This is a genomic window from Comamonas sp. B-9 (assembly GCF_000410635.1).
Classification (GTDB): domain Bacteria; phylum Pseudomonadota; class Gammaproteobacteria; order Burkholderiales; family Burkholderiaceae_C; genus Comamonas.
This window is the reverse complement of record NZ_APCR01000590.1, coordinates 1-11,139: the sequence shown is the minus strand read 5'-3', so window position 1 is coordinate 11,139 and position 11,139 is coordinate 1. Positions and strand designations below refer to the sequence as shown.

Annotated in this window: 11 protein-coding genes and 1 pseudogene; 5 read left to right on the top strand and 7 right to left on the bottom strand. The window is 62.6% G+C overall.

Annotation, left to right across the window (positions count from 1 at the left end; translation table 11 throughout):
- Positions 1-398: 398 nt before the first annotated feature.
- Entirely contained in the window at positions 399-1,280 is an 882-nt protein-coding gene (locus tag H928_RS0105920) for an AraC family transcriptional regulator (RefSeq protein ID WP_021025671.1), read from the bottom strand.
- Positions 1,281-1,413: 133 nt separating this feature from the next.
- On the opposite strand from H928_RS0105920, the gene H928_RS0105915 reads away from it, so the two are divergent.
- Entirely contained in the window at positions 1,414-2,157 is a 744-nt protein-coding gene (locus H928_RS0105915) for an SDR family NAD(P)-dependent oxidoreductase (RefSeq protein WP_027010602.1), read from the top strand.
- Positions 2,158-2,169: 12 nt separating this feature from the next.
- Positions 2,170-2,571 (top strand): VOC family protein, encoded by a 402-nt coding sequence (locus H928_RS0105910; protein ID WP_021025669.1) that lies wholly within the window; start codon positions 2,170-2,172, stop codon positions 2,569-2,571.
- Positions 2,572-3,204: 633 nt separating this feature from the next.
- Here the strand turns inward: H928_RS0105910 and H928_RS0105905 are convergent.
- Both H928_RS0105905 and H928_RS0105900 read right to left on the bottom strand, forming a co-directional pair.
- On the bottom strand, positions 3,205-3,531 hold the full coding sequence (locus H928_RS0105905) for a DUF5713 family protein (RefSeq protein ID WP_021025668.1): 327 nt from the start codon (positions 3,529-3,531) through the stop codon (positions 3,205-3,207).
- A 92-nt stretch (positions 3,532-3,623) separates the two neighbouring features.
- Entirely contained in the window at positions 3,624-4,568 is a 945-nt protein-coding gene (locus tag H928_RS0105900; protein WP_239644890.1) for an AraC family transcriptional regulator, read from the bottom strand.
- A 92-nt stretch (positions 4,569-4,660) separates the two neighbouring features.
- Here H928_RS0105900 and H928_RS0105895 point away from each other — a divergent pair, with 92 nt between their 5' ends.
- The gene (locus tag H928_RS0105895) at positions 4,661-5,512 is read left to right on the top strand and encodes an oxidoreductase (protein WP_021025666.1); all 852 of its coding nucleotides are present in this window, start codon (positions 4,661-4,663) and stop codon (positions 5,510-5,512) included.
- Between the two features lie 331 nt (positions 5,513-5,843).
- Positions 5,844-6,038 carry a hypothetical protein gene (locus tag H928_RS0105890; protein WP_148293063.1) on the top strand — a complete coding sequence of 65 codons (195 nt, stop codon included), beginning with the start codon at positions 5,844-5,846 and terminating at the stop codon, positions 6,036-6,038.
- A gap of 161 nt (positions 6,039-6,199) precedes the next feature.
- On the opposite strand, the gene H928_RS0105885 is transcribed toward H928_RS0105890, so the two are convergent.
- A complete protein-coding gene (locus H928_RS0105885) occupies positions 6,200-6,823 on the bottom strand; it encodes a DUF2625 domain-containing protein (RefSeq protein WP_021025664.1) in 624 nt (207 codons plus the stop codon).
- Between the two features lie 242 nt (positions 6,824-7,065).
- Between H928_RS0105885 and H928_RS0105880 the strand changes: the two genes are divergently transcribed.
- The gene (locus tag H928_RS0105880) at positions 7,066-9,393 is read left to right on the top strand and encodes a TonB-dependent siderophore receptor (protein ID WP_239644889.1); all 2,328 of its coding nucleotides are present in this window, start codon (positions 7,066-7,068) and stop codon (positions 9,391-9,393) included.
- A 158-nt stretch (positions 9,394-9,551) separates the two neighbouring features.
- On the opposite strand, the gene H928_RS0105875 is transcribed toward H928_RS0105880, so the two are convergent.
- From H928_RS0105875 to H928_RS32125, 3 genes and pseudogenes are all read right to left on the bottom strand, one after another.
- Positions 9,552-10,076 (bottom strand): hypothetical protein, encoded by a 525-nt coding sequence (locus H928_RS0105875; RefSeq protein ID WP_021025662.1) that lies wholly within the window; start codon positions 10,074-10,076, stop codon positions 9,552-9,554.
- Complete coding sequence (locus H928_RS0105870) at positions 10,073-10,540, bottom strand: GNAT family N-acetyltransferase (RefSeq protein WP_021025661.1); 468 nt, start codon at positions 10,538-10,540, stop codon at positions 10,073-10,075. Before H928_RS0105870 ends, H928_RS0105875 begins: the two co-directional genes overlap by 4 nt.
- Before the next feature lie 43 nt (positions 10,541-10,583).
- Positions 10,584-11,139: pseudogene (locus H928_RS32125) on the bottom strand (nitric oxide synthase); the annotation flags it as partial.

The following is an 11,139-nucleotide window of genomic DNA, read 5'->3' as shown; positions in this document are numbered from 1 at the left end:
CGTGCGCGACCCGGCCGTTGCTGCGATGCGGGTGGGTGGCAGCTTTGACCTGCGCGAGGCGGCCAGCTTTGCCCAGGCGCTGCCGCTGCTGCTGCCGGTGCGGCTCAAGACCGAGGGCGGGGTGACGGAGATTGTGATGGCGCGTTGAGGTGGCTGCGCTGGGCCTGGCGCGACAGGGCGGGGCATGCGGCCGCCGTGCATGCGTCTCCTCCTGCAAGGAGCGTACCCACGACCGTCGGCAGCAGCGAGCGGCCCAGATCTATCGCCGGCTGCCCCGGGCTGGCTGCCCCGGGCCGGCTGAACGCGGCGCACTGCAGCGGAAAAGGGAGGAACGGCTAAGAGGCCTATGCCCGTGCCGCTCACTGCAGGGGGCGCAAATCCGCTTGCATATGCCTTATTTACCGCATGCCTGCGGCAAGACGAGCCGCATCCTTGGCGGGCGGCATTCCGAACGCTCTGGCGTATTCCCGGCTGAATTGGGTCGCGCTCTCGTAACCCACCTCGTGAGCGGCTGACGTGACGTTGTGCCCTGCCGTGATGAGCAGCGTTCTGGCCTGGAGCAGGCGGACCTGCTTTTGGTATTGCAGCGGACTGAGCGAGGTCACCGCCTTGAAGTGGCGATGAAATGCAGAAACGCTCATCGCCGCGTCGGCCGCGAGCGCCTCCATCCGCAAGGGCTGCGCGAACTCATGGCGCAGGCGCTGCACCACCCGGTTGATGCGTGCCAAGGCGGTGTCCGGCGTGGCAATGTCGCGCAGCATCCAACCCATGGGGCCCTGGAGCACGCGGTAGAGAATCTCGCGTTCGTAGGCGGGGGCCAGCACCGCAATGTCTGCCGGAGCCTTCATCAGTCGCAGCATGCGAACCCAGGCGTCCAGCAACTGGGGCGTTACCGCCGCAACGGAGAATCCCGACTCCCTGGCGGGTTCTTGCGCAGCATGGGGCAGATCCGCCAGCAGCTCCGCCAGCAGCGCCGGCACCAGGGTCAGGCTTACGGCCAAGTAGGGCTCCCCGGTGCGGCTTGGGCGCACGACCCCGGCCGCTGGAAGCTCGATGGACATGACAAAGTAGGTGGCAGGGTCGTAGTGCAAGGTCTGGCCGCCTACGGACATCGATTTGCTTCCCTGAAGAATGAGATTGACCATCGGTTCGTACACGGCGGCCAGCTGGTGCTCCGGAATAGCCCCCTGCACCATCGCCACGCGCGGGATACCGGTCTCCGTCCTCCGGTTTTCGGCATGGGCCGCCAGCGCGCGGAGTTCGTTCAGTTGCTCATTCATGCGACATTGAACCGCGATCTTGGCAGCGGTACAAGCGAACAAGCAGAAATGGGCAGGAGTTAGGCAGGATCAGGTGGGCGATATCGCGCGTGAAAGCCTATCGTTGAAGCACTGGAACTTGTTGGAACTTCATATGGACATCGTCGTTATCACCGGAGGCAGCCGAGGCATCGGTGCAAGCACCGCCATTGACTGCGCTCGCCGCGGACAGGGCGTTATCCTGACCTACCACCGAAACCCGGAGGCTGCGCAAAAGGTGGTTCAGCACATCGCCACTGGCGGGGGACAGGCGGTTGCCCTGCCCCTGGACGTGGCCAACATCAGCACGTTTGCGTCCTTCCGGCTCGCGGTGCAGGAGGCCTTGGCCTCGACCTGGCAGGCTGACAGGCTATCGGGCCTCGTGAACAACGCGGGTTACGGTATCTTCAAGCCCATTGCGGCCGTCACCGAGGACCAGTTCGACGGCTTGATGAACGTGCACTTGAAAGGTCCGTTCTTCCTGACCCAGACTTTGTTGCCGCTGCTCAGAGACGGCGCCAGCATCGTGAACCTGACCAGTGCAACGACGCGCGTGGCCACGGCAGGGGTGGCGCCTTATGCATCATTCAAAGGGGGCCTCGAAGTGTTGACACGTTACATGGCCAAGGAGTTTGGCGAGCGCCGAATCCGCGTCAACTCGGTGTCACCCGGGGCCATCCGCACGGAGCTGGGTGGCGGCCTCAATGCTGAGTTTGAGCGCTTGCTGGCCGCGCAAACTGCGCTGGGCAGGGTCGGCGAGCCCGACGAGGTCGCGCGTGTGATTGCGATGCTTTTGGCCAGCGACGGCGCCTGGGTCAACGCGCAGAACATCGAAGTCGCGGGCGGCTACACCATCTGAAAGGAAGCATTGATGCTCGACCATGTATTTCTCACGGTGAACCATATCGACCGCTCGCTCACCTTCTACGAAAAGCTGCTCCCTGTCCTTGGCATCAGCGCCCGCCACGACTACGACGGCGCAGACGGCCCTGCGGGACATCCTGACTTGAAGGGTTTTGGCGCGAAGGGGCGTATGTTTTTCTGGCTTCGGCAGGGCACGGCAGCTCCCGGGGCGTTGCACATCGGCTTGGTGGCCGAATCCGAGGAGATGGTGAGGCGCGCCCATGCGGCAGCACTTGCCGCCGGCGGAACCGAGATTCACCCCCCTGGCGCGCAACTGCACTACGACCCCCGTTACTTCGCGGCCCAGGTCCGGGACCTCGATGGCTATAGCCTGGAGTTTGTCTACAAAAGCTGGCAGCACGGTAGCTGACTGGCGAACCACCATCAGCACTGAATGACTTCAATGACGTCATCGAATTCGATGCTGTGCCTGAAAACCTGGATGCGCTATCGGGTGGATGCCAACCCCTCCACCGAGCGGACTTGCCCGCATGGAGTCCGCTGTAGTGCATGCCGCTTGCGGAAGCGCTGAGTCTTCACGGTGTGCAACTCGGAGGCAGCTGTCATGCACACGCCGTCTGCTCGCATTTATTTTGGGTGACCCTGGTCGGGCGCGGCCACTGGCCGGGGGCATGGCCTTGTTTCCTGGGTTGAACGTATTACGAGCATTGACAGATTTGCCGGTAGCTACCCCTTGTTGACATGGGGTAGTTCTTGTCGTCCACCAAATTTCCCTGCTTGGGCTTGCACTGATCCCTGCATTCTTGAACCTCATCTCTTGCGGCAGGAAGTAGGTACCCCAGCAGGCACGAACCGCCAATGACCAATCCAAATGCGATCGCGACCATCCCACCCGGTGTGAGCCAGGTCGAAAGCTTCTTCATGTGGGGAGTAAATCTGCTTTTCACAGGTTGATGGTCTGGGACGGGCCGGAATAGGCGTTTAACGATTGAATTCAGCGGCCGCTATAGGCTTGCCGCTGAAAAGACGGGATCTGCCTCGCTTACCAGTCCCGGGCACGAATGGCCTCTTCGGTGTCAATGTCCACCTCAAAGAAGCTGAGCATGGCCTCGACCGTGGTGCCAATCGAGTCTCTGGCGACGGTCTCAATCTCACTGCCTCGGTCTTCAAATTCGGCCTGAAGATCGTTGATCTTTTCGGTCATCACATCCAATTGGGACTGAACCGTATCTAACGAATGGCCGCCTTGTCCGACGAACATTGCGACTTCCTGAATGGCATCGCGCAGCTTGTCGACGAGGTCCTTGGGGAAGTAGCCATCGGCGTACATGTCCTGGAGAAACGGAAAATCGTCAGGTAGTTTTTTCATGGTGGCTCCTCATGAAGCGGGGCGGGTTGAATCGAGCGGTGATTATTTTCAGGGATAGAGGTGCTGGGCTGCCACTCATCGACCAAGGGCAACTAGTGAGAAGTCACAAAAGGTCCCTCCGGCAGCGGCGGCAGCGCGAACGCATGCTTGATGCGTTCCACCTCGGCCTGCGGTGGAAGCCCGAACAGGCGCTTGAACTCCCGGCTGAACTGGGAGGGGCTCTCGTAACCTACAGCTGATGCAGCAGCGGCGGCGGTCATGCTACGCCGCATCATCAGCAGCCGCCCTTGGTGCAGGCGGATGGACTTGAGGTACTGCATCGGCGATACGCGGGTCACGGCCTTGAAGTGGTGGTGGAAAGCGGCCGCACCCAGCCCCGCTTCGTGTGCCAGCATTGCCACGGTCAGTGGACTGGCGTGCTCGCGGTGGATGCGCTGAATGGCACGGCCAATTTGCCCGAAGCGCCCTTGCGCGGCCAGCGAAGCACGCAGGGTTTCGCCTTGCTCACCCGTCAGCACGCGGAAGTAGATCTCTCGCAGGATGGAGGGGCCCAGCACCTGGGCTTCCAGCGGTTTGGACATGGCCTGTAAGAGGCGGGTGACTGCGTCGGCGAGGGCTGCATCCATCCTGGAAGACACCAGGCTGGACGGCCTGATCGACCTGATCGGCGTGGCATGGGGCAGCTGCTCGTCCACCTGGATGGCGATGTCGGCGGCCAGTTGCAAATCCAGCCGCAGGTAGATGGCCAGCAAGGGACGTTCAGCGCTGGCTTCCGTCTGCATGACAAAGGGCACGGGCACGGCGACGGCCAGCACATGCTGCTCGTCGTAGACAAACTCCTGGTCGTCCAGCCAACCGCGCTTGCGTCCCTGGCAGACGATGACGATACCCGGCTCGTACAGCACCGGCGTAACGTCCAAGGGCCGGTTGCTGCGCAACCAGCGCACGCCGGGCAGGGGGCTCAGGGTGTAACCCTCATGGAGCGCCAAGCTGGACAGCAGTGCGGCCATGCTGGGCCTCGGGGTGGAAGTCATCATGGTGTAGGAATAGGCAATGACCGGATAGCGTACGACATTTCTGGATGCCGCGTGCTTGCCTACCATTTGGCCTCGTACCTTCAGGAGCCAGCATGCGCGATTCATCCTCTAAAACTTTCTTTATCACCGGCGTCAGCAGCGGCTTTGGGAAGGCTCTTTCCCAAGTGGCGCTGGCCGCAGGGCACCGCGTCATCGGCACCGTGCGCAGGGCCGAAGACGCGCTAGCGTTCCAGGCCATGCACCCTGACCAAGCGATAGCCCGGCAGCTGGATGTCACCGACCACGCGGCGGTCGAGCGGCTGGCCCAGGACGTGGAAAAGGCAATCGGGCCGGTGGACGTCATCGTCAACAACGCCGGCTACGGCTACGAGGGCATCCTGGAGGAGAGCCCGTTGGAGGATCTGCGGCGGCAATTTGACGTCAACGTCTTTGGCGCGGTTGCGGTCATCAAGGCCTTCCTCCCTTTTATGCGGGCCCGCCGCCGTGGGCGCATTCTGAACATCACATCGATGGGCGGCTTTATCACCATGCCTGGCATTGCGTACTACTGCGGCAGCAAGTTTGCGCTGGAAGGGATCTCCGAAGCGCTGGGCAAGGAGGTTGCAGCGCTGGGCATTGACGTGACGGCCGTCGCGCCGGGCTCATTCCGGACAGACTGGGCCGGACGCTCGATGGTGCGCGCACCCCGCAGCATCAGCGACTATGACGCGCTGTTTGATCCCGTGCGAGCGCGCCGCCAAGCGGTCAGCGGAAAGCAGCTAGGCGACCCGGCCAAGGCAGCCGCTGTGATGCTGCGCATCGCCACTGCCGCCGAGCGGCCGCCCGCACATCTGCTGCTGGGCAGTGATGCGCTGGAGCTGGTGCGCGGCAAGTTGGGCGCCATGCAGGCAGGGCTGGGGCAATGGGAGGATGTCAGTTGCTCGACTGACAGTGTTGCGGGCTAGGCGCGGCCGATGGGGTTGGAGGCGGCAATGTCCGAATCCGGCTGCGTTCGCTGTGTTGACCGCAAGTGAGTACGGCTCTGGCCAACGGCCTTGCTACCGCCGTCAGATGTTTACGGCTGCCTGTTTACCGGCTCGGGATGCCGCATTCCAGTGCCTACTCTGCTTTCGGATTGTTGCGCAAGCAAGTGATGTCGACCGGACAAATAGCAGCGATTGTCGAGCAATCAAGATTGATATAAGTTATTGATTTAACTTATTTTTTATGTGCGTAATCGTTGCATTTTGTTTTGGGTCAGTTACGATTGCTGATCAAGAGATTCGGGAGGCAACCATGTCAGATTCTGCTGAAGAGGATGGAACGCCGGACTCCTATTTAAAGGCGTTAAAGGCGGAAGGGGCCGAGCTATTGATGCAGGCGACCCAAGACGATGCGCATGCAAGAGCACGGCTGTCGTTGATTGATGCCAAGATTGACCAGCTGACCCGCCCGATCACGAGCGGGAGCTGGGCAGAGCGCGAGGTGTGAATGCTTGCGAAGCGTTGGGGCAGGTCTGAAGCCGCTGGTTTGCTGGTGCATCCGCCATTGAGGCGTTAAGCAAAGACTCCAATTGTTGGTCAACGACCTGAGGCGGTGAGTCGCTACGGCTGAAAAGACCTCAGCTTCTGTCCCCTGATGACATTCAATCTCTAACCTATGTTCAGAGCGTATTGCTCCGCAACTGGTACCGCGCGTCTTGAACTAGTCTGTGTTGACCCTTCTTGTGTATGGAGGAAGGGATAGAAGCTGAAGCACTGGTCGCCCAGCAAATTGCGTACATCTTCCTGCCACCCATCCCAGCGCATCTGAGCGTAGAACGTGTGGAGACGTTGGGTCATCGCCCATTGTGTGAACGCTGTGTGACCAATATCCAAGCTCTCCCACTGAAGTGTGTCTGGTGCCAGATAGTGCACTACCCCTATGTCGCCGTCGAAGGCTCCCCCATTGAGTGCAAAGAAGCCACCGACGACATCATCTGCCACAAGGCAAAATCCATTCGACCGCGCCGCGTTCCACGCGGCGATATTGCGAGGTAGCCTGGTGTGCCCAGAGCCAAGCAGCCTTAGCCAGCCACCATCTATCAGGATGCCGCCCGTTCCATAGGCAATGGCACCTAGAACGGAGCGGGTCGTCACTTGTAGCTCAACGAGAACATCACCATTGTTGGCTGAAGGGGGAAGTATCTCGACGGGGAGTTCAGCCTCGCGGATCCATTGTTCGACAAGTGGAAGGGCCGGCTCTTGAGTTTCCAGCAGTTCATCGAGTGGTCGCATAAAGGCTCTTTCATTTCTGCATCTAGTTGCATTGGCTGGTTGAATTTACAGCCCCGAGTCGTCATCGTGGCATCACCTGCAACTCCGGCACCGCTTCCCCTTCAAAAATAATCCAAATTTTTTACCCAACCGACCTGAGGGTTCTGCCCGCCCGTGCGACTCCATGGGTAGTGCTGGCTATTTCCAGGCAGTTGGAGACCTTGTTTATGCGGCAGTCGCGCAGTGTTTTTGCACCCCGGGCCTTGGCCCTGTCTTTGTTCGTGGCCGGGGCCATTCCCGCTTGGGCCCAGGCCCAGGCGGATGCCCCGGCCCAGGTGGCGATTGCGGCCCAGCCTTTGGGGCAGGCGCTCAATACCCTGGCCCAGCAAACGGGGCTGCAGCTTTTGTATGCCCCGGCGGTGGTGGCGGGCAAGCAGGCACCGGCGGTGTCGGGCAGCATGGCGCCGCGCCAGGCGCTGGCGCAGTTGCTGGCGGGCAGTGGCCTGGTGGTGGTGCCCCAGGGGCGGGCCTTGGTGATCAAACCGGCTGAGGCGGCTGCGCCGCAGACCGGAGCAGAAACCACCTTGGCGCCGGTGACGGTGCAGGCCGATGCGCTGCGCGAGAGCGCCGCTGGCCCCGTGGGCGGCTTTGTGGCCCGGCGCAGTGCGACGGCGACCAAGACCGATACGCCGCTGTCGGAGACCCCCATGTCGGTGACGGTGGTGCCGCGCGAGCAGATTGTGGCCCAGGGCGCCGATTCGCTGGATCAGGCGCTGGAGTACTCGGCGAGCATCATGCCGCTGCAGGGTGGGGCGATGCGCCATGTTGGCACGGGCTTTACCGTGCGCGGCTTCAACGTGACCGGGGCGGCGCCGCTGTACCTGAATGGTGCGCGCTTTCCGATCAACTCGCTGAGCGGGGCGGTGGAGCCCTATGCCTATGAGCGGGTGGAGGTGCTCAAAGGCCCGGCCTCGATTTTGTACGGACAGGCGGCGCCGGGCGGCGTCTTCAACCTGGTGAGCAAGCGCCCCACCGATGAGCCGCTGCGCGAGGTGGAGCTGCAGCTGGGCAGCTGGAACAAAAAGCAGATCGCCGCTGATGTGAGCGACAAGCTGACCGAGGATGGCCGCATGCGCTACCGGCTGACCGCGCTGGCGCGCGATGCGGACGGCATGATCGACGAGATGCGCAATGACCGCCTGTCGCTGTCGGCCGCCATGGACTGGAAGCTGACCGACGACACCGACCTGACCCTGCTGGCCAATGTGAACAAGACGCGTGCCAACTACGATGTGGGCAAGCCGCTGGATGGCAGCCTGCTGCCCAACCCCTATGGGCGCATTGGGCGCAGCACGTTTTTGGGCGAGCCGGGTTTTGACCACTTTGATGTGAAAGGTGCGACCTTGGGCTATCTGCTGGAGCAGCGGCTGAATACGCAATGGCGCTTCAAGCAGAACCTGCTGGCCTATGACCACAAAGCCGACAACGCCTATGCCGGCGTGCAGGCCCGGGTGGACGCGGCCAACCCCCGCATGGTGGGCCGCTATGGCCTGACGCGGCTGGACAAGGACCGGGGCTGGGGCGTGGACAACCAGCTGATCGGCCAGCTGGCCCACGGCCGTTTTGAGCACACCTTGCTGTTGGGCCTGGACTGGGCGCAGACCCGTTTTGCGCGCAAGCAGGAGTTTGGCAGCATGCCGGCCATCGATGTGTTCAACCCCGTCTACGGCGCGCAGCCCAGCTTGAATGCGCCCGCCTATTCCAAGGAGGCGATGCGCCAGGTGGGCATCTATGTGCAGGACCAGATCAAGTACGACCAGCGCTGGGTGCTGATGGTGGGTGGGCGCTATGACCGGGCGCGCTCGGATTTGATCTCGGACGATGTGGTGGAGAACTCGCATGCCTTCACGCCGCGCGTGGGCGTGATGTATTTGATGGACAACGGCCTGTCGCCGTACTACAGCTACAGCCGCTCTTTCCAGCCCTCATCCGGCATGGATTTCAGTGGCCGTACCTTCAAGCCCACCACCGGCAAGCAGCATGAGATTGGCCTGAAGTACGAGCCCAAGGGCATGGATGCGTCGGTCACCTTGGCGGCCTACGAGATCAAGCAGCAGAACGTGCTGACCAGCGACCCCGACCATGTGGGCTTTTTGCAGCAGACCGGCGAGGTGCGATCGCGTGGCCTGGAGCTGGAGGGCCGCGCCCAGATCAAGCGCCAATGGGATGTGGTGGTGGCCCTGTCGACCACCGATGCCAAGGTGACGCGCAGCAGCACCGGCAACCAGGGCACGACCCCCGTATCGGTGCCGCGCAATATGGCATCGCTGTGGGCCGATTACCGCGTCGACGCACTGCCGGGCCTGAGCCTGGGCGCCGGTGTGCGCCATGTGGGCTGGCAAGAGATAGACCGCATGCGCATGCCCACCTACACCTTGCTGGATGCCGCTGTGCGCTACCAGTACCAGCAATGGCAGTTTGCGCTGAATGTGAAGAATCTGGCCGACAAGACCTACCTGTCGGCCTGCACCGGCGTCTGCCTGTATGGCGATGCGCGCAATGTGACCTTGACGGCGCGGGTGAATTGGTAAGTGCGCAGAGGGCAGCCCGCCAGGGTTGGGGAGCCTAAAGTCAAAAGGCGTGGACCCGAGGGTGCCACGCCTTTTTTGTATCCGCGCCAGGCCTCAAGAATCGGGAGCTCCTTGCGCAGCGATGGGGCTGCATGGCCAGCGCGCTGTTGAACAGGCTGCTAAGGCTTGTGCCGATGGAACTGCTTGACCCCGTAGCGGCCAGCCCCATAAAACGCTGGCAGACAGAGCACATTGAAAGGCAGCGACAGCAGCAGCACCAGCCAGCCCACATACAGGCCGCTCTCCACGCCCCACCACACGTGCTGCCACAGGCGATCGCCGGGGGGGAAATAGCCCGCCTGCATATCGTGCAACGACCACAGCGCGCCACCCAATGCGGAACCCAGCAGCAAGCTAAGTAGCAGCACCAAGGTCGTCAGCACCCAGGCCGGCCATTGCCTTGCCTTGGGCCAGCAGCCCAAGAGCAAGGCCAAGCCGGCTGCAAACACCGCGCAGAAGAGGGCGATGTACTGGAAGGGGTGTTTGGCGTGGTACATGAACATCCGGTAGAGCCCGCCAAACACCATGCGCAGCCCGACAACATCACGCAGCAGTAGGTAGACCGCCGAGCAGTACAAAGTCAGGGCAATACAGCCCAGCGCAAACACCTTGGCCGCCAGGGCGATGGGGGCTGTGGGTCTCATGCGGGAGGGCGCGCAACGAAGGCCTGCTTGTCATGGCCGTCAAAACCTGCGTTGGCATAAAAACGCAAGGTGCTCTCGTCCTCGCTGCCCGTCATCAGCATGGCCTTGTAGCAGTTCTTGCCCCAGGCATGCGCCAGGGCTGCATGCAGCAGCGCTTTGCCATAGCCGCGCTGGCGGTGGTCGGCATGGGTGACGACGTTCTCGATCAAGGCATAGGGCCGGCAGCCGCGCGTGAGGTTGGGGATCACCAGCAGCACACAGCTGCTGACCAATTGGGGGCCGACAAAGCCGCCCAGGTAGAGGTGGCAGGGGTCTGCCATCAAGCCTTGCCAGATGGCTTGAACCTCCGGCTGTGGCGGGCGGTCATCGTCTGCAGGGTGCAAATGGGTGTACAGCGTGAGCAGCGCGGCCAGGTCGGCATCGACCAGGGGGCGGATGGCGAGAGGGGATGTAGTGGGTGGCATAAGAAAAGCGGCCCTTGCAAACGCTTGGGCCGTCCATCTTATGTCAGTACACATCCCGCCGGTACCGGCCCTCGTCGATCAAGGCGTTCAGCCCTTCTTCGCCGAGCAGCTCGGTCAGCGCCTGGTCCACGCCGGTGGCCATGCCGTCATAGCTGCCGCAGACGTAGATGACGGCGCCACGGGCCAGCCAGGCCTGCAGGGGCTCGGCGGCGGCGCGCAGGGCGTCTTGCACATAGCGGTGCGGGCGTTGGCCGGCTGCCTGGTGGCTGGCATCACGGGCGTCGCGCGAGTAGGCGTAGTCGGCGCGCTCGATCTGGCCATGGGCCTGCCAGACGCAGACCTCGTCTTCGGCATAGGAGTCGTGGGCGCGGCGGCGTTCGCCAAAGATCAGCCAGTTGTCGAACTGGCCCTGGGCGATGCGGTGGCGCAGGTGGCCGCGCAGGCCGGCATAGCCCGAGCCATTGCCCATAAAGATGGCAGGCCGCGCATCGCCCGCCAAAGGCGCAAAGCCGGGGTTGTCGACCAGGCGCAGCGCAATGCGGCTGCCCAGCGCTGCATGTGCGGTGAGCCAGCCCGAGGCCAGGCCCAGCTGCGGCGCG

Bases quoted from the DNA above. Each gene is read 5' to 3' on its own strand.
- H928_RS0105920 (WP_021025671.1), bottom strand. From the start codon at position 1,280: ATGAATGAGCAACTGAACGAACTCCGCGCGCTGGCGGCCCATGCCGAA.
- H928_RS0105915 (WP_027010602.1), top strand. From the start codon at position 1,414: ATGGACATCGTCGTTATCACCGGAGGCAGCCGAGGCATCGGTGCAAGC.
- H928_RS0105910 (WP_021025669.1), top strand. From the start codon at position 2,170: ATGCTCGACCATGTATTTCTCACGGTGAACCATATCGACCGCTCGCTC.
- H928_RS0105905 (WP_021025668.1), bottom strand. From the start codon at position 3,531: ATGAAAAAACTACCTGACGATTTTCCGTTTCTCCAGGACATGTACGCC.
- H928_RS0105900 (WP_239644890.1), bottom strand. From the start codon at position 4,568: ATGATGACTTCCACCCCGAGGCCCAGCATGGCCGCACTGCTGTCCAGC.
- H928_RS0105895 (WP_021025666.1), top strand. From the start codon at position 4,661: ATGCGCGATTCATCCTCTAAAACTTTCTTTATCACCGGCGTCAGCAGC.
- H928_RS0105890 (WP_148293063.1), top strand. From the start codon at position 5,844: ATGTCAGATTCTGCTGAAGAGGATGGAACGCCGGACTCCTATTTAAAG.
- H928_RS0105885 (WP_021025664.1), bottom strand. From the start codon at position 6,823: ATGCGACCACTCGATGAACTGCTGGAAACTCAAGAGCCGGCCCTTCCA.
- H928_RS0105875 (WP_021025662.1), bottom strand. From the start codon at position 10,076: ATGAGACCCACAGCCCCCATCGCCCTGGCGGCCAAGGTGTTTGCGCTG.
- H928_RS0105870 (WP_021025661.1), bottom strand. From the start codon at position 10,540: ATGCCACCCACTACATCCCCTCTCGCCATCCGCCCCCTGGTCGATGCC.